At 62.6% G+C, this 22,288-nt stretch carries 21 protein-coding genes and 1 pseudogene; 10 read left to right on the top strand and 12 right to left on the bottom strand.

What is annotated here, in order from left to right; all coding sequences use genetic code 11:
* Positions 1 to 146 precede the first annotated feature (146 nt).
* From pyrE to HGEM_RS09795, 4 genes and pseudogenes are all read left to right on the top strand, one after another.
* Positions 147 to 830 (top strand): orotate phosphoribosyltransferase, encoded by a 684-nt coding sequence (pyrE, locus tag HGEM_RS07340; RefSeq protein WP_019128780.1) that lies wholly within the window; start codon positions 147 to 149, stop codon positions 828 to 830.
* A 212-nt stretch (positions 831 to 1,042) separates the two neighbouring features.
* On the top strand, positions 1,043 to 1,597 hold the full coding sequence (locus HGEM_RS07345; RefSeq protein WP_019128781.1) for a DUF5105 domain-containing protein: 555 nt from the start codon (positions 1,043 to 1,045) through the stop codon (positions 1,595 to 1,597).
* An 80-nt stretch (positions 1,598 to 1,677) separates the two neighbouring features.
* Positions 1,678 to 1,743: pseudogene (locus HGEM_RS10690) on the top strand (zinc-ribbon domain-containing protein); the annotation flags it as partial.
* Between the two features lie 126 nt (positions 1,744 to 1,869).
* Complete coding sequence (locus HGEM_RS09795; protein ID WP_230197247.1) at positions 1,870 to 3,384, top strand: DUF5105 domain-containing protein; 1,515 nt, start codon at positions 1,870 to 1,872, stop codon at positions 3,382 to 3,384.
* A gap of 580 nt (positions 3,385 to 3,964) precedes the next feature.
* Here HGEM_RS09795 and HGEM_RS07360 read toward each other — a convergent pair.
* The 10 genes from HGEM_RS07360 to trxA all read right to left on the bottom strand — a co-directional run bounded on the left by HGEM_RS07360 (position 3,965) and on the right by trxA (position 14,015).
* Positions 3,965 to 4,633, bottom strand: coding sequence for an HAD family hydrolase (locus tag HGEM_RS07360; protein WP_035101747.1), 669 nt, complete (start codon positions 4,631 to 4,633; stop codon positions 3,965 to 3,967).
* A 471-nt stretch (positions 4,634 to 5,104) separates the two neighbouring features.
* The gene (gene hypE, locus HGEM_RS07365; protein WP_019128785.1) at positions 5,105 to 6,127 is read right to left on the bottom strand and encodes a hydrogenase expression/formation protein HypE; all 1,023 of its coding nucleotides are present in this window, start codon (positions 6,125 to 6,127) and stop codon (positions 5,105 to 5,107) included.
* A 170-nt stretch (positions 6,128 to 6,297) separates the two neighbouring features.
* Entirely contained in the window at positions 6,298 to 7,491 is a 1,194-nt protein-coding gene (gene hypD / locus HGEM_RS07370) for a hydrogenase formation protein HypD (protein WP_019128786.1), read from the bottom strand.
* Positions 7,488 to 7,739, bottom strand: a complete 252-nt coding sequence (locus HGEM_RS07375) for a HypC/HybG/HupF family hydrogenase formation chaperone (RefSeq protein ID WP_019128787.1) — start codon at positions 7,737 to 7,739, stop codon at positions 7,488 to 7,490. The genes hypD and HGEM_RS07375 overlap by 4 nt, the downstream gene beginning before the upstream one ends.
* A 220-nt stretch (positions 7,740 to 7,959) precedes the next feature.
* Positions 7,960 to 9,231: a HipA domain-containing protein gene (locus HGEM_RS07380; RefSeq protein ID WP_019128788.1), complete on the bottom strand. Its 1,272-nt coding sequence runs from the start codon at positions 9,229 to 9,231 to the stop codon at positions 7,960 to 7,962.
* 26 nt (positions 9,232 to 9,257) lie between these two features.
* Positions 9,258 to 9,752 (bottom strand): helix-turn-helix domain-containing protein, encoded by a 495-nt coding sequence (locus HGEM_RS07385; protein WP_019128789.1) that lies wholly within the window; start codon positions 9,750 to 9,752, stop codon positions 9,258 to 9,260.
* A gap of 246 nt (positions 9,753 to 9,998) precedes the next feature.
* Positions 9,999 to 12,686 (bottom strand): carbamoyltransferase HypF, encoded by a 2,688-nt coding sequence (locus HGEM_RS07390; RefSeq protein ID WP_019128790.1) that lies wholly within the window; start codon positions 12,684 to 12,686, stop codon positions 9,999 to 10,001.
* Positions 12,687 to 12,698: 12 nt separating this feature from the next.
* Positions 12,699 to 13,265, bottom strand: coding sequence for a nickel-responsive transcriptional regulator NikR (nikR, locus tag HGEM_RS07395; RefSeq protein WP_019128791.1), 567 nt, complete (start codon positions 13,263 to 13,265; stop codon positions 12,699 to 12,701).
* Positions 13,266 to 13,267: 2 nt separating this feature from the next.
* Entirely contained in the window at positions 13,268 to 13,516 is a 249-nt protein-coding gene (locus HGEM_RS07400) for a hypothetical protein (protein WP_019128792.1), read from the bottom strand.
* A gap of 178 nt (positions 13,517 to 13,694) precedes the next feature.
* On the bottom strand, positions 13,695 to 14,015 hold the full coding sequence (gene trxA, locus HGEM_RS07405) for a thioredoxin (protein WP_019128793.1): 321 nt from the start codon (positions 14,013 to 14,015) through the stop codon (positions 13,695 to 13,697).
* 365 nt (positions 14,016 to 14,380) lie between these two features.
* On the opposite strand from trxA, the gene HGEM_RS07410 reads away from it, so the two are divergent.
* A complete protein-coding gene (locus tag HGEM_RS07410) occupies positions 14,381 to 14,968 on the top strand; it encodes a hypothetical protein (protein WP_019128794.1) in 588 nt (195 codons plus the stop codon).
* A 418-nt stretch (positions 14,969 to 15,386) separates the two neighbouring features.
* Here HGEM_RS07410 and HGEM_RS07415 read toward each other — a convergent pair whose 3' ends face one another.
* Positions 15,387 to 15,572: a DUF362 domain-containing protein gene (locus HGEM_RS07415; protein ID WP_019128795.1), complete on the bottom strand. Its 186-nt coding sequence runs from the start codon at positions 15,570 to 15,572 to the stop codon at positions 15,387 to 15,389.
* A gap of 732 nt (positions 15,573 to 16,304) precedes the next feature.
* On the opposite strand from HGEM_RS07415, the gene dnaK reads away from it, so the two are divergent.
* From dnaK to HGEM_RS07435, 4 genes are all read left to right on the top strand, one after another.
* Positions 16,305 to 18,200, top strand: a complete 1,896-nt coding sequence (dnaK, locus tag HGEM_RS07420) for a molecular chaperone DnaK (protein ID WP_019128797.1) — start codon at positions 16,305 to 16,307, stop codon at positions 18,198 to 18,200.
* A complete protein-coding gene (locus HGEM_RS07425; RefSeq protein ID WP_019128798.1) occupies positions 18,200 to 19,069 on the top strand; it encodes a nucleotide exchange factor GrpE in 870 nt (289 codons plus the stop codon). The genes dnaK and HGEM_RS07425 overlap by 1 nt, the downstream gene beginning before the upstream one ends.
* Before the next feature lie 127 nt (positions 19,070 to 19,196).
* Positions 19,197 to 20,144 carry a DnaJ C-terminal domain-containing protein gene (locus tag HGEM_RS07430; RefSeq protein WP_019128799.1) on the top strand — a complete coding sequence of 316 codons (948 nt, stop codon included), beginning with the start codon at positions 19,197 to 19,199 and terminating at the stop codon, positions 20,142 to 20,144.
* Between the two features lie 84 nt (positions 20,145 to 20,228).
* Positions 20,229 to 20,642 (top strand): heat shock protein transcriptional repressor HspR, encoded by a 414-nt coding sequence (locus tag HGEM_RS07435; protein ID WP_022348573.1) that lies wholly within the window; start codon positions 20,229 to 20,231, stop codon positions 20,640 to 20,642.
* Here the strand turns inward: HGEM_RS07435 and HGEM_RS10370 are convergent.
* Complete coding sequence (locus HGEM_RS10370; protein ID WP_081580900.1) at positions 20,619 to 21,089, bottom strand: GntR family transcriptional regulator; 471 nt, start codon at positions 21,087 to 21,089, stop codon at positions 20,619 to 20,621. The genes HGEM_RS07435 and HGEM_RS10370 overlap by 24 nt on opposite strands.
* On the opposite strand from HGEM_RS10370, the gene HGEM_RS07445 reads away from it, so the two are divergent.
* Positions 21,000 to 22,280: a 6-phospho-beta-glucosidase gene (locus tag HGEM_RS07445; RefSeq protein WP_019128802.1), complete on the top strand. Its 1,281-nt coding sequence runs from the start codon at positions 21,000 to 21,002 to the stop codon at positions 22,278 to 22,280. The two genes, HGEM_RS10370 and HGEM_RS07445, sit on opposite strands and share 90 nt — an antisense overlap.
* Positions 22,281 to 22,288 lie beyond the last annotated feature (8 nt).

Genomic DNA, 22,288 nt, shown 5'->3' on the forward strand with positions numbered 1-22,288 from the left:
TGGGTCAATGGTCTTCGAGCTCATAGAACGAACGTTGAGGATGGCGCTCTGCTAAGCTTATGCGCATAGCACCTGCTGTTGGGTCCCGCGGGCCGTTTGCCCCGGAGCTCGGGTACGAGGCGGGCAACGTGAGAAAGGAACGCCCTATGGAGGCCTACAAGCAAGAGTTCATCAAGTTCATGGTCGAGTCCAACGTGCTCAAATTCGGCGAGTTCACGCTCAAGAGCGGACGCAAGTCGCCCTTCTTCATGAATGCGGGCGCCTATGTGACGGGCGAACAGCTCAAGTGCCTAGGTGAGTACTACGCACGTGCGATTCACGATAACTTCGGCCTGGACTTCGATGTGGTCTTCGGCCCTGCCTACAAGGGCATTCCGCTTTCGGTGGTGACGGCCATCGCGCTCAACGACCTCTATGGCAAGGAGGTCAAGTACTGCTCCGACCGCAAGGAGGTCAAGGACCACGGCGCGGACAAGGGCGGCATGCTCGGCTACGAGCTCAAGGACGGAGACCGCGTAGTCATGGTCGAGGACGTTACCACTTCGGGCAAATCGATCGACGAGACCTACCCCAAGCTCATGGCGGCAGCCGATGTTGAGGTCAAGGGACTCATCGTGAGCCTCAACCGCATGGAGGTCGGCAAGGGCGGGGTCGTGACCGCTCAGCAGGAGATCCAAGAGAAGTACGGCTTCCCGGTGGCGAGCATCGTGAATATGGCCGAGGTCAGCGAGGTGCTCTATAACCATGAGGTCGAGGGGCGCGTGGTGATCGACGACAAGATCAAGGCCGCGCTCGACGCGTATTACGAGCAGTATGGCGTGAAGGCGTAACAGGAGGCTTTGGGAATAATGCGAGCGCGCTTGCGGCGGGCGTGCAACAATTTGCATTCGAAGGCACGCCGTAAGCGTCAATCTTCGGAACGCTTACCGATTGTTCGCCATTGTATTACCCGTAGCAGCGTTGTTTCGTGGTATGTTGCGACTACTGACGACCGAATCCCGCCGGAGGGCCGTACGGGATTCCGATCTGCTAGGGGGCTCACATGAAAAAGAGATTCGCTTTCATCCCGATGCTTGTTGCGTTCGTGTTCGCGCTCGCGCTCAGTGCCTGCGGCGGCGCCTCCGCCGAGGATCTTATCCGTGCGGACCTGGAGAGCTACTTCGGCGATCCGGAGAACGCTGCGGAGGAATTCGCATCGGGTCTTGAGGAATCTGCCGGCGATGAGCTCGACATGCTCGGCATCACCGAGGACGAGTTTACCGAGGCGTATCTCGAGGGGTTTGCGTACGAGATCGGCGAGATTACCGTTGATGGCGACACCGCGACGGCAGAGGTCACGCTGACCATCAAGTCGTTCGGCGACATCATGACCACGTTCCAGAGCGACTTCACCGATTGGGCATATAGCCTCGATCCTTCGACCATCACCAGCGAGGACGACCTCTACAAGCAGGGTGGCCAGATGCTGCTCGACGCCACGCGCAACGCCGAGGCCAAGGAGAACACCTACGAGGTCACGTATACGCGCAATTCCGATGGGGATTGGGAGATGGACGCGGCGTCCGAGAGCGAGCTCACGAACGCTGTTATCTCATAGCCGCTTCGCACATATGGATATCTGTACGCCCCGTGTATGCGGGGCGTACTTGAAAAGAGAAGGTAGGGAGACGAGAGCCTATGTTTTGCACGAACTGCGGCCACGAAATCGCGGAAGGGTCGGCCTTCTGCACGAATTGCGGAAAGCCGGTCGTTCAGGCGTCCCCGGCGCCAGCCCCGGCTCCTGCTGGGCCTTCGGTTTCCGAGCAGCCGGAGCCGATAGCACCTCAAGCCGAGCCGCCTATCCCGCCCGTTCCGCCTGCTGAGCCACCCGTGCCTCAAGCTGAGCCGCCCGCCCCAGAGCCCTCCGAGCCTGTGGTGGTTGCCCCGCAGGATGGCCCGGCGGTAGACGATATGCCGACGACCTGCTTGGCGGCAGATGATGGCGCTGGCGAGGCTCCCGCCGCTGCGCCCTCGCCCATGCCTGAGCCCGTGCCCGCTCCCTCTGAGCCGGCGCCTGAAGCTCCGGCGCCATTCCAGCCCGAGCCCCCGGCAGCGCCTCCCGTTGACAATTCGCCGCAGGTGGAACCGGCCTCTTCGCCGGATACGGCTGCGACCCAGCAGGTTCCAGCGTGGCAGCAGGGGGCCTCGGATGTTCAGCCACAGCCTGTTCCGTGGTCGGCGCAGCAGCCGGATGCAGCGGTGCCGGGAGTTTCCGCCGGTGAGACGCAGGTTGCACCGGGGCCGGCTCCCGCTTCGGGCGCCATGCCCGGTCCCGTGCCGGGGCCAGTGGATGCTCAGGCCGGTGCTCCTGCGGCAGAAGCTGCTCCCGCGCCCGATCTGTTCAACGAGCAGCCGAAGAAGAAGCGCTCTACGGGCAAGACGGTGGGGATCGCGGTTGCCGTGCTCGCCGTTGTCGCGGTGCTCTGCGTGGCGGGGTACTTCGTCTACACGACGTTCTTCTCGACGAGCCCGGAAGAAATCATCGCCGCGGATCTCGAGGAACATCTGAGCTTCTATGAGGATCCCGAGGCAGGCGAGGGCGATCGTCTGCTTTCCGAGGCCGATAGCGTCCTTTCCGGTCTGGGTGCTTACTGCTATCCGGATGACGAGGCATATACCTCGTGGCTCGACGAAACGTCCTTCGAGGTCGGCGACATTACCATCGCCGAAGATGGCGAGACCGCGACGGCAACCGCGACTATCACCCACATGCCGCTCATCTCGTATGTCGAGGAGTACATGGGCGAGACCGACGACGCCGGCGAAGAGCAGGAGTCTGAGCTCTCGGTGACCTACCAGCGCAGTGGCTCGGAGTGGTCGGTCGATAGCATCGATCTCCAGCAGGCCGTCTTCGACGCGTACCTTCCCACCGACGAGGAGCTCATCCTCTCGGATGTGTACTGGTACTTCGGTGACGTTGACTCCATCAACGACGAGTTCATCTTGGGCCTCGAGGCGGGCGCGGGCAGCGATCTCGACCAGCTGGGCATCACTGCCGAGGAGTTCGCAGAGGCGTTCCTTGATGGCTTCAACTACGAGGTCGGTGACGTTACGGTGGACGGCGACGTTGCCACGGTGGATGTGACCATCACGTCGAAGTCGATGGATGAGATTAGCACCGAGTTCCAGAATAGGTTTACCGAGTGGGCGAGCACGGTTGATCCGTCGACCATCACGAGCGAGGACGACCTCTATAAGCAGGGCGGCCAGATCTTCCTTGAGGTAACGCGTGAGGCAGAGGCCGCAGAACACCAGGTCGAGCTCACGTTTACGCAGGATAGCTCGGGTGTTTGGTGGATGGACACGGCGTCCGAGGACGACCTGATGGGCACCATGGGCGTGTAGCCTGAAGGCGGCGCTGGCGAGGTGCCGATGTGCGATGAGGCGCTTGTGCACGGCAACGCGACGACGAACTGTAACGTGTCGATGCATGGAAACGCGCTGATGCTCGATAGCATGCCGACATAAAACGCGATAGGGGCCGGGGTGATTCCCGGCCCCTTGCCGTATCGCGGCCGAAGCATGCAGCTTCGGCTCGGTTTCAGGCTGCTCTCTCGGGTAGGGGCGCGAGTGAATCCGCAGGTGGGAGCCCAGTTGATCCCCATTTTTCGGCGTGATTGCGCGGCATCGAATCAAAGCCGAAAAGTCCGCCTTGCCTTCGCGAGGAGATGGCGGCAGGTGTTTCTCTCGGGGAGCGCCGATTATCGGGCACCGGAGGCATCCAACCCATCGGGATTTCAGCTTTTGGGCACTTGAGGGCGGAGGGCCCGAGTAGTCGCGTCGTGGTCGGGAAGCCACCGGCCGCCTGAGCCGCGCTTTCCCCCTTTCCCTCTCTTGCCTCTACCCGACCGCCGCACGAGGAAGTGTCCCAAAGTTGAAACCTCGATCGGACGGTTGGCCCTGATGCCTAATAATCAGCTTTTCCCTAGTGAATGCAGGCACCGCGAACGATGCTCACGATGTCTTCGGGCTGTTCGGCAATGAAATCGGCTCCCTCGGCTTCAAGCTCAGCGCGTCCGCGAAAGCCCCAGGTTACCCCCGCTACGGCGAGCCCCGCGTTGTGCCCAGTCTGAACATCGACGTTGCTGTCGCCCACATAGAGCACGTTGGAGGGCTTTACGCCAAGCTGAGCCAGAACATGCAGGGTGACGGGTGCCGCGGGTTTGGGAGGAAACGCTGCGGTGCAACCTTGAACGAGGGAGAACCGGTCTCCGAAGTATCGCTGCACGAGCGGTGCCGCGGCGGCATGGTCTTTATTGGTGAGCACGGCGAGCGTGACGCCTTCCTCGCGTAGGGCATCGAGCATGGTTGAGATGCCGGGGTAGGGAGCGGTGTGGTCTTCCTTGTGCTCGTCATAGTATGAGCGGAATTCGGCGAACGCCTGGCTGAACATGCGCTCGTCTCCCGCATATTCTGCTGGCATGAAGCGTTCGACCAGCTTGAGCATGCCGTTGCCAACCTTATAGCGGTAGGAGTCGATGGAGAACGTGGGCCACCCATGCTGCTCGCATACATGGTTGCATGCACGGGCGAGGTCTTCGATGGTGTTGAGGATCGTTCCGTCTAGGTCGAAGATGACATGGGAAAAGGCCATGGTGCTCCCCAGGTTGCGCGAATAAGCCGCGACCATCCTACCACGGGGTAATCGTTGCTCACCGCGCAGTTTCATTCTCGGGCGAGATCCGGACATCTCGCGTGTTGCCGGGCGATATCTGGACGCTGCCGGGCTTGTCGGGCGATATCTGGACGCTGCCGGGCTTGTCGGGCGATATCTGGACGCTGCCGGGCTTGTCGGGCGACATTTCGCCATCGGAGGGCCCCTGAGCGTACGAAAGTCGCCCGACAACGGTTGCGGCGTCCGAAAGTTGCCCGGCGGCACAGGCGGAATGTCGCGAGCGTACGAATCTCGCCCGGCAACGCCGACGGCCCCCCCGCGCATGTCCGAAAGCCGCCCGAAAACGCGGATGGCATGCCAGGCAAGTGTCCAAAGCCGCCCGCCAACGTGGCGCAGGTGCCGGCGTCAGATTCTCGCCCGATGCGACCACGACGGCCCCGGCTCCAGCCGTTAGCAGATGCGCGGCAGTTGTTCGCCTACGAGCATGTCGAGAATCCGCGTTGATCCCCAAGGGGTACGAACGCGCACGCGCGGGCCGCTCTCTCCGGCATCGCGCACGCGGCCGATGATGGCGGCATCGGCTCCATAGCGGTTCGCCCGCATGGCTTCGAGCGCCACGGTAGCCTCGTCAGCGGGTACGACGGCAACGATCTTGCCTTCGTTTGCCACCTGCAGCGGGTCGTATCCAAGCATCTCACACGCTGCCTGAACTTCGGGCTTAACCGGAATGGCCTCTTCGTCCACCTCGATCTCGACATTGCTTGCGGCGGCGAACTCGTTAAGCGTGCTCGCAAGACCCCCTCGCGTGGGATCGCGGAAGCAGCGCACATGGGGCGCGGCGTCGAGCACCGCGGCGATGAGGTGGTTAAGCGGTGCTGCGTCGCTTTCTATGGTGGTAGAGAAGGCGAGGCCCTCGCGCTGGCTCATCACGGCGATGCCGTGGTCGCCAAGCGTGCCAGAGACAAGAACGACATCGCCCGGCTGGCACGCAGCGCCAGAAAGCGAGCTGCCCTCGGGAACCTCGCCCACGCCCGCCGTGTTGATGTAGACGCCGTCTGCGCTTCCATGATTCACGACCTTGGTGTCGCCGGTAATGATCGCCACGCCCGCCTCGCGCGCGGTCTCGGCCATGCTTTGGCAAATGCGGCGCAAGTCGTCGAGAGGAAATCCCTCTTCCAGGATGAATCCGCAGGAGAGATAGCGCACCCGCGCACCCGAGGTGGCAACATCGTTTACCGTGCCGCACACCGCGAGCCGGCCGATATCGCCGCCGGGGAAGAAATGCGGTGTCACCACGAAGGTGTCGGTCGAGAGCGCGATGCGCCCCGTGCCGGGCAGCGCGGCTACGCCGGCGTCGTTGCCCGCGTGAAGCTCGGGCGCCTCGAATGCGTCGAGGAAGACCTCATCGATGAGGCGCTTCATCATCTGCCCGCCGGATCCGTGTCCGAGCTGTACGGTGGAGTCCGAAATCATGATGCCTTCTTTCGATGGCCAGAGTGCTTGGTCGTTTTCGAGATGAGTGTAGTCGAACGCGGCTTGCCAGTGGTTCGCCAGTGGTTCGCCAACACCCGGCGTTGACGATTCAAACGGTTTGCAGAAGTCCGGTGCTGGCGAACCGCTTGGACGCTATGCACCGCGCCGCGCTAGCGATACCGGAAGTACGCCGCGCAGCTGCCTTCGCTCGAAACCATGCAGGGCCCAACGGGATGTTCCGGCGTGCAGGCGCGCCCGAAGAGCGGGCACTGGGTGGGCGCGATGACGCCACGGAGCACGTCGCCGCAGCGGCACCCATGCGGTTCCCGGGTGGGCTCGACCTCGACGGCGAACCTGCGTCGCGCATCGTAGCGCGCATAATCCTCGCGAATGCGCAGGCCTGAATGTGCAATTTCTCCCATGCCCCGCCATGTTGCGCTGCACGGTTCGAAAACCTTCTCCGCGATGCTTCGCGCCACGGGGTTTCCTGCGTCGCGCACGCTTCGGGGGTAGGCGTTTTCCACGGCGGGCGTGCCGGAAATGATCATCTCGACGAGGCGATCGATGCCGGTGAGGATATCGACTGGCTCGAACCCCGTCACCACGCCGGGAATGTTGAACTCGCGTGCTATGAACTGGAACGGCGCAAGCCCCGTGATGGTGCAGACATGGCCCGGCAATATGAAGCCGTCGATTGTGGTTTCGGGATCGTTTGCGATGGCGCGAAGCGCGGGCGGCGTGGTTTTGTGCACGCAGAACACGGAAAAGTTCCCAATCCCGCGGGACGCTGCCTCGAGGATGCAGGCAGCGATGGCGGGAGTCGTGGTTTCGAAGCCCACGCCCATGAAGACGACGTTGCGATCGGGCAGCTCGGTTGCGAGTTCGAGCGCGTCGAGAGGGGAGTAGACAATGCGAACGTCGCGCCCGGCGGATTTCTCTGCGGCGAGCGACGAGGTGCTGCCGGGCACGCGCATCATATCGCCGAAGGTGGCTACCGTGATTCCCTCGCTGCGGGCGAGCGCGATGGCATGGTCGATATCGCGGTTCGCGGTCACGCAGACGGGGCAGCCGGGGCCAGAAAGCAATCGCAGGCCCTCGGGCATAATCGAGCGAAATCCGTAGCGCCCGATGCTCACGGTATGCGTACCGCATACTTCCATGAGGTTGATACGGCGGTTGCCTACAAGCCGGTGTATGCGGTCGATGAGTTCACGCGCGAGCTTGGGATCGCGGAAGGACGAGAGGTCCATGTCGTGCTGAGCGCTGTTCGCGGCGGCGGTGGCTGCGGCGGCGGAGTGCCGGCGCGCCGTGGTGTCGATGGAAGCGCCGGCGCTCTGCGCGTTCGTGTGGTCATGCCCCATCATGCGGATGCCTCGGCGCCGGCGAGGTCCTCTTCGGTGAGCTCATCAAGCTCGCGCACGAGTTCGATGGTGCGGCGGGCCTCTTCGGCGTCGATAACCTCGATAGCGAAGCCGGCGTGCACGAGTACATAGTCGCCCACCTGGGCCTGCGGCGTGAGCGAGATGGAGATGCGGCGCTGCACGCCGAGCATGTCAATGGTGGCGTTGGTTCCCTCGATGGCTACGATGGATCCCGGAATGGCAAGGCACATAGATTGCCCCTTTGGTCGAGATAGTGGGTGGGAGCTCGTTCGGGTAGATGGTACCGCCGCGTTCGCCCGCGGGCAAATGCGGGGCTGGTTTGATGCGGCGAGGCCGTGGGAGTTTCTTGCGCGAGGCCGAACACGGGGCCCGCGATGAGTCGAGCTCGGTGTTCGAGGCTTTGAGTGAATCGTAGACACCGGGTGTCTGCGTTTCATTCGCCGCGCATCGCTACAGCAGCTCAAGCGTGCGCTCGCAGTTCTCGATGATGGGCGGCTCAAGGCGCTCTCGCAGTTCGTCCATGCCGGGGATGGCCGCATACTCGTCAAAGATCTCGGCGAGACTGGTGGGTATCTCCTGGGCGAGGTCCGTCATGAGGGCCCGGCAACTCGCAACCCCGAGGCCGAACTGCTCGAACGGTCCTGACTGCGCATAGCGCTCTAGCGAGCTGGAACCCACGCGCCCGAAACGATTCTCCCCGCCAATCGCCATGGCGAGCCGCCCGTGCCGCCGCAGCCGGTCATAGGCAAAGCCCGAGGCCACGTCGTACATGCGGGCAAGTGCGACGTTATGTTCTGTCCCAAGTAGTAGCGAATAGTTCTTCGCGTGAGCGTCGGTGCCCCCGATAAGATAATTAAAGAACAGCATCAACGTGAATAGCAGCATGTTAAGACGCGCTGCCGGGGTAGTTCCCAAAAGGGTGAGAACGTCGTGAACAGCAGGCCCGCCGTCTGCGGTGTATTTCTGGAACGGCATGACCCCAAGTGCCTGGCAAAGATCTTCTTGATGTGCGCGCAGGATTGTCCCGTCTTCTCCGATAGTGCGGTCGTAGCGTTCGATGATGAGCGCCGGTTCGTCTTCGAAGAGCCGGTAGTCGACATGTGCCGTGGGCACACCCGCTCGTTCGGCGGTCTTCATACAGACGAATTCGTTCAGTGTTTGTAGCTTAAAGCCCACGACACCGTTTTTGAAGATGTGCGTTGTGGGGGCCGAGCCGATGCAGGAGCACCACGCGCCATCGCGCAGCCCCAAAGCGAATTTACCTTGGTTCCCTCCGAGCGACCAGCTTTCCTCCTCGCCAACCCATGTCGCCTCGTCATCCGAGCGTATCGCTTTGAGGCGCAGCGCAATTTCATGGTCGGTCAGCGGGCGGTATTCGCCTGTGCGGGCGAGTACGTCATCAACGCGCTCCTCTCGGCAGAATTGCACACCGCCTTGGCAATCAAGGCCGATGCAGTCGAGCATGGTGACGGGATTGTTGGGGATGATGCCAAAGTCGCGGGCAATGGCCTTGAGCTGATGCTCGCTATCGGGGAGGAGGCCAAACAGGAATGGCAGCAATGCTTGTTGGTGGTATGTGCGGTTGCAGATGGGCAACGCAAGCGAGAGCGGTGCGCCGTGGTAGCCCTCGTCATATTTGAAATGGACGAGGCCCTGTGCATCCTGCCAGAGCGTCCCAGCGGGGGTCCCGCAGATGATGGTGCGCAGAGAGAGTTCTGCCATGATACCTCCTGCGTGGTGCGGCGGAATTACCTTGCTGTGGCTCCGCTGTTGTCGTGGAAGATGTTGGCGATTAGCCTGTCATATGCACTCTGAAAATCAGATAGCCTGAGCTCTGGAGAGCTTTCGGTCCGTTTAGTGCGAGTTGTTGCACGCGCGCCGCGCCGGCGGCGTTGCGCGGTGGTGCGGGTCGCTGGTGCGGTGTCGGTGCTATCGGAGGCAGCAGAGCCTTCGTTGTGCTCCCACGGGCGCTCTTCCCTGATATGTTCGCCGATGGTGAAGAGTTCAAGTCCGAGTGCGTCGTAGACGGCGAGCAGCTTGTCGAGGCGGATGCCGGGGGCATCGCCGAGCTCGAGAGATGCGAGCAGGCGCTCGGAGACACCGGCGGCCTTTGCGAGCTGTTTGCGCGTGAGGCCCTGCGCCTCGCGTTCGCGACGTGCGTACAGCCCCACCTGCCGGGGAATGCTGACCGGCTTGATGATGCGGCCGTCCTCGGTCCCGTGCTCTGTAGTGTGGTTCGCCATGCTCGTTCGCCTCCAGTGACGTAAAACGTTGTGCATTCAGTATATCTGCAAAAGTTTGCATACGGCAGAAACTGCAAAAGTCTGCATATTATCTTAGCTTCGCAGGCTTTCAGTTAGTTCGAGGCTCGAGTCGGAAAGGCTGGGCCGATGCCTTTGCGTGAAACGCAGACACCCGGTGTCTGCGTTTCATCAAGGTAGCTCTCACGTGCTACGTTGCGGTTTTCGGGACCGCGCGCGGGCGCGACGCTACCGTTCGCAGAGCCGCGCACGGGCGACGGCAGCTTGCCCGAAGGCGATGCAGCCATCGTTTACCGGCACCGCGCTGGGGGCAAGCGGGCGCAGGCCTTCTGCCCGCAACCGCTGCAGTGCCTCGCCCAAGAGCAGTCGGTTCATGAAAACACCGCCTGAAAGCGCAACATTGCGAATGCCGGAACGGCGCGCAATCTGGATGGAGGCATCGCAAACAGCTTGCGCAACGGCGAAGTGCACGTCAGCAGCGATGGCTTCGACGGGGCGCCCTGCCATGAGGTCGTCAAGCGCGGCGCGCGCCATCGGTGTCGGGTCAAGCTCAATAACCTGGTCGATGGCATGTTCGCCAACGCGACTCCTGCGTTGCCGAGTCTGCTCATCCGGCGCGGAAACCGGCTGTTCGTGCATGCTAAAGCGATAGCCGAAGCCATCCGCCCTATCGTGGGCGCGCCGCGCGTCATCAGTGCCAAGCGCTCGCCACGCCGCGGCTTCGAGCATGATGGCTGGCTCGCCCTCGTACGTAGCGTTCAGGCAGATGCCGAGCATGGCCGCCATGGCATCGAGCAGGCGGCCCATGCTGGAGGTCAGCGGGCTGTTGAGCCCTCGCTCGATCATGGTGGCGGTAACCGCGCGTTCGGCTTCACTGAGGCCCTCGACAAGCATGCGCGCTCCCGGATGGTCGAGCAGCTCGCAGGAGTGCAGCAGCGAGAACGCATTGCGCCGCGCGTCGCGCACGGATGCCATTCCGGCCGGGAGTCGCCAGGGTTTTAGGTGCGCCATTCGCGTGAAACCGCTCAGGCTCGCAATCATGACCTCGCCGCCCCATACGGTGCCGTCTGTTCCCGCTCCCGTGCCGTCGAGTGCAATGCCAAGCACCTGCTCCGCGGGGCCGATGATGCCGCGCGCGGCCATCTCCGCAATTACCGACGCGATGTGTGCATGGTGGTGCTGCACTTCGATGAGCGGGCGCCCATCCGCAGATGCTTCGGCGCGCGCCCATTGGCTCGAGAGGTAGGTTGGATGAAGATCGCAGGCGAGCGCATGGGGTTCAAGTTCGAAAAGGTTCGACATGCGATGGCGCGCCTCGTGCCAGGCGTCGAACGTCTCACCATTCTCAACATCGCCGATGTGCTGGGACACGAAGCACAGTGCGCTGCCGTCGGGCTGTTCGCGCGTGAGGGCGATGGTCGCTTTTTGCTCGGGGCCGCAGGCGAGGATGCACGGGATGTCGCTACGCGGGCCATCGCTCTGCTGCGCTTCTTCGTTGGGCGCGCAAGGAGGGAGGTCGAGCGGCTGCGGAGCGTATCCGCGCGCGCGGCGCACGGGCATTGCCTGGCCGTCGATAACGCGTATGACTGAGTCGTCGTACCGGGTGAGAATGGCGCGATTGTTGCCGAGCAGCGCGTCGGCGAGGCCGCCTTCGACCAAGTGCGCCCAAGCAAGCCCGTCATCGGTTTCGATGGGTTCCTTGCTTACGTTTCCGCTGGTCATGACAAGTGCATGCACGCCACGCGCAGTGCAGGCGGCGAGCAGCAGGTGCTGGAGCGGAGTGTACGGGAGCATGATGCCGAGCTCGGGCAGATCGAAGGCGACGGATGGCGCAAGCGAGGGACGACTGCTCTCGCTGCTATTGGAGCGGTCGCTCCCGTCACCTTTTGGGCTGTGGTCGCTGCCGCCTTTGCCCTGCTCAGAGCCCCATTCGCCGTCGCGCTCGTCTTGCTTGCGGCGGCGCAGCAGGACGATGGGCCGGATGGATCCGGTGAGCAGCTCCGCCTCAGCTTCGTCGATCGTGCAAAGCGCCCGGGCGCCTTCTATGTCGCCGACCATGACGGCGAGCGGTTTGTTCGACCGGCGCTTGCGCCGGCGCAGGTCGCGCACGGCATGCTCATTCGACGCGTCGCAGGCAAGATGGAAGCCACCGAGCCCCTTGATGGCGACGATGCCGCCGGCTGCCAGCATCTCGACGCAGCGTTCGATGATGGCATCGCTCTTCTGGCGTGTGGTGCCCACAGCGGGGGTGATTCTGTCGCGCCGTTCCCACGCATCGGTGCCTGTTTGGACCTTTTCACGCCAAGTGATGTGCGGGCCGCAGGAGAAACACGCATTGGGCTGCGCATGGAAGCGCCGGTCGGCGGGGCCGGCGTATTCTGCCGCGCATGCGGGGCACATGGGGAATGCATCCATTGATGTGGCGGGCCGGTCGTAGGGGAGCGAGCGAATGATGGTGAACCGCGGGCCGCAGTTGGTGCAATTGATGAATGGGTAGTGATAGCGCCGGTCGGAGGGGTCAAAGAGTTCGCGCAGGCAATCGGGGCAGGTGGCGATATCTGGCGAGACGAGCGTGGTGCGCTCCGTTTCATCATCCGATGCGACGATGCGGAAGATAGGTGAGGGGTCTTCCGGCATCACTCCCTGCGGTGTGTCAGCCCCCGCGTCGTCCGTGCTGCCCGCGTGCTCAACAACCTCGATGCCATCAATCCGTGCTGCCGCCGGTGCCTCATCGCGCAGCGCGCGCACGAACGCGTCGAGCGCGGGGGCGTTCTCGGCCGATGCCTCGATGTGCACGCCGTCGCCCGCGTTGAGCACCCAGCCGCTTATCCCGTGCGCCATTGCCGTTCGGTACACGAACGGACGCATACCCACGCCCTGGACGATTCCGGTTATGTGGATGTGAACGTGCTTCACCGGCGATCGGTCCTACCGCTCCAGGCTCGCACCGGTGGCGGCACAGGTGAGCTCGCCGTGGTGTACGCCGCGCAAGCCCAAAAGCTTATCGGCAAGCTCGTAGACGCGTGCGCCTTGGCCGCGCACCGCAAGGATTTCCAGGCAGTTGTGGTGGTCCAGGTGCACGTGCATGGTTGAGACAATCTCGGCCGTGTAATCGTGCTGAATCTCGTCCAGCTGTCGGGTGAGATCGCCGGTGTGATGGTCGTAGATCATCGTCAACGATCCTATAACCTGCGCCGTTGGTGTCCTCAACTCGTCTTTAACGAGCGCGGCGCGCATGAGGTCGCGGATTGCCTCGGAGCGGTTGGCTCCGGTGCCGCGGCGTGCAGTCTGCTTGTCAAAAGCGGTGAGCAGGTCTTCTGGCACGGCGACCGAGAACCGGACGAGATCGGCCGAGCTGGCGTGCACGGCTGCTCCCGCCTGATCTGATGAGCATGCCTGCCCTGCAAAATCATCACACGCGCTTGCGCGGGTATGGTCGGCAGGTTCGGCGTTGTTAAAGCGCTCGGTATGGCCCTCGGGGCGCGCGGCGTCCATCGCTACACCAGCCGGACGGTGCCCACCGAATTATGGTCGGCTTCGATGGCCTCTTCGTAGCCTTCGAGCGCGGCGCGCGCCTCATCGAGCGACCGCATCGCCTGGGCCAGCTTGGAGCCGATGCGCTCCATGTCGTATGTCTCGGTTGCATGGAGCAAATCGTGGCTCCAAGACCGAGCGAGCTCGATCGTATTGTCAACCTGCTTCACGCTCATGGCGAGCTGGCTCATGTTCATGCCCACATCGTGCATAGGTCCTCCTTGAGGCCGTGTTCGACCGTAGTTCGCCGTTGGCATCAGGTGCGAATCCCGGTATGAAAAAGCCCCGGCAACCCGGGGCTTCAGTGTACTACGTTGTCGTTGCGTCCGTATTGCTCGCGTAGGGAGCCGGATCGTTGCGTCCGTATCGCTCGCCTATGGAGCCGTGTCGTTACAGGCTCTTCTCAATTTCGGCGGTGAGGGCGGGCTTGGGCATAGCTCCCACGATGCGGTTGACCTCCTGACCGCCCTTGAGGATCACGAGCGTGGGGATGGACATGACGCCATATTTCATGGCGATGTCCTGGTTTTCGTCCACGTTGCATTTGCCTATGACGAGACGGCCGTCGAGCTCATCGGCAAGCTGGTCGACGATGGGCGAAACCATGCGGCACGGGCCGCACCACGGTGCCCAGAAATCGATGAGAACGGGTAGGTCGTTAGCAAGCAGAGCGTCAAAATTGGAGACATTGACCTCGGTAATTGCTGCCATGGTTCCTCCTTATGTGAGGCGCGCTCAAAGGCGCGGATAAATCGAGACAGTGCGGTTATACCCACCTTAGCGTTCTCGTTGCAGATGGAGCAGCCTTTTATTGCTCCCCCACGTGCTGGGCGCAGCGCGCGGTCGTTCACGTTGATGCTGTCACCGCTACAATGAGGATGCGCGATGCTGAGCGCCTGCTCCGTGTGCCCCGCGCCCGCGAGCGATGCGGCTCGTGACACGCGTGTCCACGCGCTCGCGGCGCAGTGCGCGCCCGTGCGCCTGCAAACCCGTGTGCTTGCGAGGACACGCGGCGACGATGCGCCGTTGTTTCGCGCGTTTTCAGGTATCGCCCATCCAACGAGGGGGGGGAAACCATGGCTGTCTCGAATGCCGATCGAAGGAACGCGCTGCTTGCGGCGGCGCAGCAGGAGCTCGATGCGCTTGCCGCGCGCGGCGTTCGCATGCGGGGGAACGCGTTCTCGGCCATAGTCCTGGTGAAGGGCGAGCTCAATGCTAACGAGCTTGCTGGCGGGGAGCTGCTTGCCGGTGCCGATGGCGCGGCGTTAGCGGCTGCGCTCGAGCGCCTTGGATACGCGCCGGAGGAGTTCTGCGCGCTGTCTGCCGTCGCAGGGCCAGAAGGGGAAGGCGCTGCACCTGAGGCAGCTTCGGGGCGGCCGTTGCCCCCGGCCTTGTTCCGCGAGGCGCTTGAGGCGCTTGATCCCGAGGCCGTCGTTCTGCTTGATGATACCGCTGCGTCGCTCATGCGCGAGGCATATGCCGAGGAGCTTGCTCGCATCGAGCAGTTCGACATGGCGATGCTCGCTCCGGGGCTCGTCGCTCATGTTCTTGGAAGGCGCGTGCTTGCCCTCGATGGATTCGAGGCCGCGCTTGCCGATGGGCGGGCAAAGCAGCGCATGTGGGCCTATCTCAAGCAGCTTTCGCCCCTCGGTGCACCGTACTAATCATGCGGATGAAGTTAAGCAAGTGATTTAAGTAAGTGATGTCGGCTTGCGCGCCACTAAGCTCGGGCTGTCAGCTGGATGGCAACCTTCCCTCTCTGTAACTTCTTGGCCTCGTGTCAAAATGCATACGATTGGTGGTACTAGAGGGTGCTCGTTGAGCGTTTCGGAGTCGTTGCATCGGTGGAAACGGGCACCTGAACAGCGGGATGACTCTAATATTCGCAGGAAATACTGCCTTCTGGGTGGTGTGATGCGTTGCGAGGTCGGTTTCAACCGAGCTCATGTACCACCAATCGTGTCTCGATTGCCGCAAGCGTGAACAGTTGCGCGCTGAGCTCCTCCGCCAAACAAAAAACGGGCCCCGAAGGGCCCGTCTTCATGAGCGAATAGCTCGAGTATGCCGATAAGGCGGTAAAAGCTAGTCCTCGGCGATCTCGGTGATGGCACCGGCGGGGCAGCTCTCCACGCACACGCCGCAGGCGATGCAGGAATCCTCGTCAGTCACGGTAGCAACGTCCTGGAGCTCCAGAACGCCCTGGGGGCAGTCGTCAACGCAAACGCCGCAAGCGATGCACTCATCGGCTTCAATAACGGGATGGGCCATAGTGATTCCTCCTCTTATAGATGCTCGATGTGGTTTGGCGAAAGTTCATCGAGACTCTTGTGGCTTAATATACCGCGCGCCCGTCTCATTGCAACCCTCGCCGACCGTCTTTTTCTGCCGTTCACCGAGTAAGGGGAGGGGAACTTTTTGCGTGCGCGCTGGGCGCCCCGTGAAGGCCTAGCGATGCTGGGCGGAATCCGGAAACGCCGCGCGTTGTCGGGCGGAATCCGGACACGCCTCGCGCTGTCGGGCGATATCTGGACATTGGAATCGTTATCGGGCGACATTCGGACGCTCAGGGCGTTCAGAATGGTGAAATGTCGCCCGACAATCTCTCCCATGTCCAGAACCCGCCCGGCAATGCCCACAGTGTCCGAAACCCGCCCGAGAATCCCCGCCTTGTCCAGAATCCGCCCGGCAGCGCATGCGGGCGGGTATAGAACGCGCTGCACGCAAACCATTTGCGCAGATGCTTTCGACAACGCGCGCGGACGGGCAGGGACCCGCCCTTGTGCCGGCGCCACGTGCCCATGACTAATGCTGCATATCGCTTGGCGCTCCTACCCTGAGATTACCTATCGTTGCGTGTAATAAGAAATCTTATATGTATTGACTTAGATTTTGTGAATCGCCGAGTATAACCTGTGCATCAACGGGATATGATAAAGACCGAACGAACAAAAGAGTCGTGTTTCGCATGCGGCGGGACAGCTCAAAAGGAAAGGAACACTCATGGGCAACAAGATTCTTGGTATTGACCTGGGTACCACCAACTCGGCGATGGCGGTTCTCGAAGGTGGATCGCCCACGATCATCGTAAACGCCGAGGGCGACCGCACCACCCCGTCCGTCGTTGGCTTCCGCGCCGATGGCGACCGCGTCGTGGGCAAGGCCGCTAAGAACCAGGCGGTCACCAACCCGAAGAACACCGTCTTCTCCATTAAGCGCTTTATGGGCCGTAAGTACAGCGAGGTCTCGTCCGAGATCAAGACCGTGCCGTACGGCGTCAAGGAAGGCCAGGGTGGCCGCGCCGTCGCCGATATCGACGGCCAGGATTACACGCCCGAGCAGATCAGCGCGATGATTCTGCAGAAGATGAAGGCCGACGCCGAGAAGTACCTCGGCGAGACCGTGACCGACGCCGTCATCACCGTGCCTGCCTACTTCAACGACGCTCAGCGCCAGGCCACCAAGGACGCTGGCAAGATCGCTGGCCTCAACGTCAAGCGCATCGTGAACGAGCCGACCGCCGCGGCCCTCGCCTATGGCCTCGACAAGAAGGGCTCCGACCAGCGCATCCTCGTCTTCGACCTGGGCGGCGGCACCTTCGACGTCTCCATCCTCGACCTCGCCGACGGCGTCTTCGAGGTGCTCGCGACCAACGGCGACAACCACCTGGGCGGCGACGACTGGGATCAGCGCGTCATCGACTGGCTGGCCGACAAGTTCAAGCAGGACAACGGCATCGACCTGCGCCAGGACCCCATGGCGCTCCAGCGCCTCAAGGAGGCCGCCGAGAACGCCAAGAAGGAGCTCTCCGCCGCGCAGACCACCAACATCAACCTGCCGTTCATCACGGCGGACGCTTCGGGCCCCAAGCACCTCAACTACGACCTCACCCGCGGCGAGTTCGAGCGCATCACGCACGACCTGCTCGAGCGCTGCAAGCAGCCGGTGACCAACGCTCTGCGCGACGCGAACCTCAAGCTCTCTGACCTCACCGAGGTCATCCTGGTCGGCGGCTCCACGCGTATGCCCGCTGTTCAGGAGCTCGTGAAGAACATGACCGGCAAGCAGCCCAACATGTCCGTGAACCCGGACGAGGTCGTGGCCGACGGCGCGGCTGTTCAGGGCGGCGTGCTCACCGGCGACGTCCAGGGCATACTGCTGCTCGACGTGACCCCGCTGAGCCTTGGCGTGGAGACCATGGGCGGCATCATGACCAAGATGATCGACCGCAACACCACGATCCCGACCTCCAAGACCGAGATCTACTCCACGGCCGCCGATAACCAGACGTCCGTCGAGATCAACGTCCTCCAGGGCGAGCGCGAGCTTGCGCGCGACAACAAGAGCCTCGGCAAGTTCCAACTCACCGGCATCCCGGCCGCGCGCCGCGGCGTGCCGCAGATCGAGGTCACCTTCGACATCGACGCCAACGGCATCGTGACCGTCTCGGCTAAGGACAAGGGCACCGGCAAGGAGCAGCAGATCACCATCTCCGGCTCCACCGCGCTTTCCGACGAGGAAGTCGACCGCATGGTCAAGGACGCCGAGGCCCATGCCGAGGAAGACAAGCGCCAGAAGGAGGAGGTCGAGGTCCGCAACCAGACCGACAGCCTCTGCTACTCCACCGAGCAGACCATCGCCGACCTGGGCGACAAGGTCTCTGCGGACGTGAAGGGCGAGGCCGAGGCTGCCATCTCCGAAGCCAAGAAGGCGCTCGAGGGCACCGATGTGGACGCCATCAAGGCCGCTGGCGACAAGCTGCAGGAGGTTGCCTACAAGCTGGCGCAGATTGTGTACGCCGATGCCCAGCAGGAAACGGGTGGCTCGGCGGCAGCCAGCTCCGATGATGACGTGGTCGATGCCGATTACGAGGTTGTCGACGACGATCAGGACAAGTAATGTTCGCCAAGAAAGCTCGCACGGAGGCGGCCGCTGCTGCCGCCTCCGATGACTCTGAGGAGAGGGACGTGAAGATTCCCGTAGAAGCAGATGACGAGGTCGCGAAGGCCCAGGCTGCATCCGATGAGACCGCTGCCGAGGCCGCTTCGGCAGAGCCCGCCGACCGCGATGACACTCCCGAGCAGGCTGCGGCATCGCAGGCAATGACCGAGGAGGAAATGGTCGAGGCTGCCATCCGTGCTGGCGAAGAGGCCGCTGCGAACGACTTCAAGCTCAAGTACGAGCAGGCCCAAAACGAGCTCGCCGAGGTGCGTAAGAAGCTTGCTGCTGCCGAGGAGACGGCCACAACGGCCGACGCCAAGGTGCGCGAGGCGCAAGATCGCGTGGCTCGCCTGCAGGCGGATTGGGATAACTACCGCCGCCGTACCGCGAGCGAGCGCTTGGCCGAGAAGAGCCGTGCTACCGAGAAGCTCGTGACGGCGCTGCTGCCCGTGCTCGACGACATGGAGCGTGCCATCGACCATGCTCGCACGCAGGAGATGGACGAAGCGTTCTCGCAGTTCGTCGATGGTGTGGAGGCCGTGCGCGCCAAGATGCTCGACGCGTTTGGCCATGAGGGCGTTGAGGCGATCGACCCCAAGGGCGAGGCGTTCAATCCGCTCGAGCACCAGGCCGTGGGCCGCGTGGAGGATCCGGAGCAGTACGACGAGACGGTCAACGACGTGTACCAGAAAGGTTACCGCATGGCCGACCGCGTGCTCAGGGCGGCGATGGTGACGGTCACCTATGGTGGCGAGAAACGCCCCGCGCCGGAACCCGAGGCGAGCGAGGAAGCACCTGACGCAGCTTCCGACGAGGCTGCTGAGTAGTAACCGGGCTCCGAAGCGACAGTTTCGGGGCCCGATTTGATAGAGCCATGAAGCCTGGAAATGATAAAACGAACCGGGTTCGTTTTATCAAGTTTGGGAAGATGAATGACGAAAGGGGGCAAGCGCCATGGCGCAGAAGACCTTCTACGATGTGCTCGGGGTGAAGCGCGACGCCTCCGAGAAAGAAATCAAGAGCGCATTCCGCAAGCTCGCTCAGAAATACCATCCAGATGCAGGTGGCGACGAGAACAAGTTTAAAGAGATCAGCGAGGCGTACGAGACGCTGTCCGATGAGAAGAAGCGCAAAGAGTACGACCAGATGCTGATGTTCGGCGGCATGCCGGGCGGCGGCGCGGGCGGTGCGTATACCTACACCGGCGGCGCGGGCGCCGGGGGCTGGAGCGACATCTTCAGCAGCATCTTCAACGGTGACGGTGCCTTTGGTGGCGATTGGGGCCAGGGCTTCGGCGGCATGGGTGGGCGCGCGGCGAACCGCGTGCGCAAGGGCGAAGACCTTACGGTCACCATCGATATATCGGCCGAAGACGCGTTCCGCGGCACGTCCCAAACGATCACCTATCGCATCCCCTCGACCGGGGAGCGGCAGACGGTGAGCGTGCCGGTGCCTGCCGGCGCCGTCGACGGTGGGCGCGTTCGCTTGAAGCGCCGCGGCGAATACGGGGCAAACGGCGGTGAGCGTGGAGACCTGCTAGTGATCACGCATGTCGAGCAGCATCCGCTGTTCAAGCGCGATGGCGCAGACGTTACCATGACGCTGCCCGTCTCTGTGTACGAGGCTGCGCTGGGATGCGAGATCGAGGTGCCGACGCCCGGTGGCGGGACGGTGCGCCTGAAGATTCCGGCGGGCACACAGTCGGGCAAGACCTTCCGCTTCCGCGAGATGGGCGCACCCGATGTGAAGCGCCGCGGCCGTACCGGTGCGCTGCTGGTAAAGATCGAGGTGCGCACCCCCGATCGCCTGAGCGACGATGAGCGCGCTGCGCTTGAGAAGCTGCGCGACGCCGACCACCGCGACTACCGTGCGAATGTTGATCGGTATCGCGCTAAGATGTAGCTAGAACACGTTGCGCGTGCCCCGAAGCTTGTTGTGGGGCGCGCGCAACGCATTGGATTCAAAGACCCGGAGGAGTTGAGTGCGATGGCTCAGTCCGATCGAGATAAGCCACTGTACATGATCAGCGTGGCGGCGGAGCTCACGGGCATGCACCCGCAGACGCTGCGCGTCTATGAATCCAAGGGGCTTGTGAATCCTAAGCGCTCGGGCGGCAACACGCGCCTGTACTCGCGCGCGGATATCGAGCGGCTTGAGCTCATCAACCAGCTTACCGACGAGGGCATCAACCTCGCCGGCGTGGTGCGCATCCTCGATATGAAGGAGCGTGCCGAGGAGCGCGAGCGCGAGAACGAGAAGCTCCGCAGCCGCGTTCGCGAGCTTGAGGACCAGCTGCACGAGCTTAAGATGCAGAAGAAGATTACCGCGCTGGTGCCGCGCGGCGGCTCGGCCGATCCCGAACAGGTCCTCAAAGGGCTACTCGGCGGAGGCGGCATCTAGGCGCACTGAGGATGGCGCGAATAATAACACCACGTTGATGTCGCGCAGCTCGCTGCGGTCGCCAACATTGCGCGAGACAGAATATTCGAACGGCGTGCCGTCGTCTAAAAAGCCAACCTGCTCAAGCTCGAGCAGGGGAGAGCCGGCTGCAACCTCGAGTCGTTCGGCTTCTTCTTCCGTTGCTGCCACCGCGCGGATGATGTGGTGGAAGCTCGAGATCTTATAGCCAAGCACATCGCGAAGATACGCATATACCGATTGGTATAGCTGGCTCTTCTTTAGTCCTGGTACAAGGTCGAGCGGCATATAGGTGTACTCGATGACGATGGGCAGCCCGTCAAGGCACCGCGTGCGGCAATGGTGGTAGACAAAATCATCTGGTTGGATGTTGAGGTGACGCGCGATATCTGGCTCGTGGATGTGCCGGAGGGCGAGGAAAAACTGCAGACCGTGGGCGGATTGGCGCGGCGCATGGTCGAAGCGGCGGGCATACCCATGGACGTACACCTTGCGCTCGATCGGCGGGAGGCCTTTGCGGGCGCGGACTTTGTAACTACGCAGTTTCGCGTGGGGCAGCTGGACGCGCGCATCGCCGACGAGCGCATCGCCCTCAAGCACGGGCTCATCGGCCAGGAGACCAACGGAGCGGGCGGAATGTTCAAGGCGCTCCGCACCATTCCGGTCATTTTCGACATCATCCGCGACATGGAAGAGATCTGCCCCAACGCCTTGCTCATCAACTTCACGAACCCGGTGGGCATCGTGTCCGAAGCGGTGATGCGCTATACCTCGTGGCAGCGCTATGTGGGCCTGTGCAATTGTCCCATCTCCATGCGCTTTGGCATCGCGCGCTGGATGGGCATAGACCCGGCGCGCGTACGCATGGAGCTCTCGGGGCTCAACCATCATTTCTTCGTGACGGACGTGTTCATTGACGGCAAGAGCTGCTTCGACGAGGTGCTTGATCGCTACTGCGAGCTGCCGGTTGAGGAGCTGGGCACCATGAAGAACATCATGGCGATTCCTTGGTCGTCGGCGCTCGTGCGCGGCTTGCGTGCTGTGCCGGTGAGTTACCTCAACTACTATTTCTCGACGCGTGAGGGGCTCGCGCAGCTCATGGCCGATTACCGGGCTCATGGCGTTCGCGCCGAGGTGGTCAAGCAGGTGGAGGCAGAGCTGTTCGAGCTTTATCGTGATCCGGAGCTGCACGAGAAGCCGAAGCGATTGGAGGAGCGCGGTGGGGCGCATTATTCGGATGCCGCATGCAGCCTGATTGATTCCATCGTGAACGACCGTGGCGACATCCAGTATGTCGACGTGCGCAATGGCGGCGCCGTGAGCAGCCTGCCTGCGGAGAGCACCATCGAGTGCGCGGCCATGATTACCGCCGATGGGCCCAAGCCCCTGACCGTCGGCGAGCTCTCGCCTGCCATCAATGGCACCATTCAAACAGTCAAGTCGTTCGAGCGTTTGGTTGCCGAGGCGGCGGTTACGGGAAATCGCGATTTGCTTGTGGCGGCGCTTGTGGCCAATCCACTGTGCGATTCGGACGCAGCTGCGAATGCGGTGATTGATGGGCTGCTCGAAGCCCACAAAGCATATCTGCCGCAGTTTTTCGGACAAAAGTTTGGCGCCTGAAAGGCGGA

It is taken from the genome of Enorma massiliensis phI, assembly GCF_000311845.1.
Taxonomy (GTDB): Bacteria; Actinomycetota; Coriobacteriia; order Coriobacteriales; family Coriobacteriaceae; genus Enorma; species Enorma massiliensis.

What these genes read in the sequence shown, in the direction of transcription:
- pyrE (WP_019128780.1), top strand. Translation starts at nt 147, where the DNA reads ATGGAGGCCTACAAGCAAGAGTTCATCAAGTTCATGGTCGAGTCCAAC.
- HGEM_RS07345 (WP_019128781.1), top strand. Translation starts at nt 1,043, where the DNA reads ATGAAAAAGAGATTCGCTTTCATCCCGATGCTTGTTGCGTTCGTGTTC.
- HGEM_RS07360 (WP_035101747.1), bottom strand. Translation starts at nt 4,633, where the DNA reads ATGGCCTTTTCCCATGTCATCTTCGACCTAGACGGAACGATCCTCAAC.
- hypE (WP_019128785.1), bottom strand. Translation starts at nt 6,127, where the DNA reads ATGATTTCGGACTCCACCGTACAGCTCGGACACGGATCCGGCGGGCAG.
- hypD (WP_019128786.1), bottom strand. Translation starts at nt 7,491, where the DNA reads ATGATGGGGCATGACCACACGAACGCGCAGAGCGCCGGCGCTTCCATC.
- HGEM_RS07375 (WP_019128787.1), bottom strand. Translation starts at nt 7,739, where the DNA reads ATGTGCCTTGCCATTCCGGGATCCATCGTAGCCATCGAGGGAACCAAC.
- HGEM_RS07380 (WP_019128788.1), bottom strand. Translation starts at nt 9,231, where the DNA reads ATGGCAGAACTCTCTCTGCGCACCATCATCTGCGGGACCCCCGCTGGG.
- HGEM_RS07385 (WP_019128789.1), bottom strand. Translation starts at nt 9,752, where the DNA reads ATGGCGAACCACACTACAGAGCACGGGACCGAGGACGGCCGCATCATC.
- nikR (WP_019128791.1), bottom strand. Translation starts at nt 13,265, where the DNA reads ATGGACGCCGCGCGCCCCGAGGGCCATACCGAGCGCTTTAACAACGCC.
- HGEM_RS07400 (WP_019128792.1), bottom strand. Translation starts at nt 13,516, where the DNA reads ATGCACGATGTGGGCATGAACATGAGCCAGCTCGCCATGAGCGTGAAG.
- trxA (WP_019128793.1), bottom strand. Translation starts at nt 14,015, where the DNA reads ATGGCAGCAATTACCGAGGTCAATGTCTCCAATTTTGACGCTCTGCTT.
- HGEM_RS07410 (WP_019128794.1), top strand. Translation starts at nt 14,381, where the DNA reads ATGGCTGTCTCGAATGCCGATCGAAGGAACGCGCTGCTTGCGGCGGCG.
- HGEM_RS07415 (WP_019128795.1), bottom strand. Translation starts at nt 15,572, where the DNA reads ATGGCCCATCCCGTTATTGAAGCCGATGAGTGCATCGCTTGCGGCGTT.
- dnaK (WP_019128797.1), top strand. Translation starts at nt 16,305, where the DNA reads ATGGGCAACAAGATTCTTGGTATTGACCTGGGTACCACCAACTCGGCG.
- HGEM_RS07425 (WP_019128798.1), top strand. Translation starts at nt 18,200, where the DNA reads ATGTTCGCCAAGAAAGCTCGCACGGAGGCGGCCGCTGCTGCCGCCTCC.
- HGEM_RS07430 (WP_019128799.1), top strand. Translation starts at nt 19,197, where the DNA reads ATGGCGCAGAAGACCTTCTACGATGTGCTCGGGGTGAAGCGCGACGCC.
- HGEM_RS07435 (WP_022348573.1), top strand. Translation starts at nt 20,229, where the DNA reads ATGGCTCAGTCCGATCGAGATAAGCCACTGTACATGATCAGCGTGGCG.
- HGEM_RS07445 (WP_019128802.1), top strand. Translation starts at nt 21,000, where the DNA reads ATGGTGGTAGACAAAATCATCTGGTTGGATGTTGAGGTGACGCGCGAT.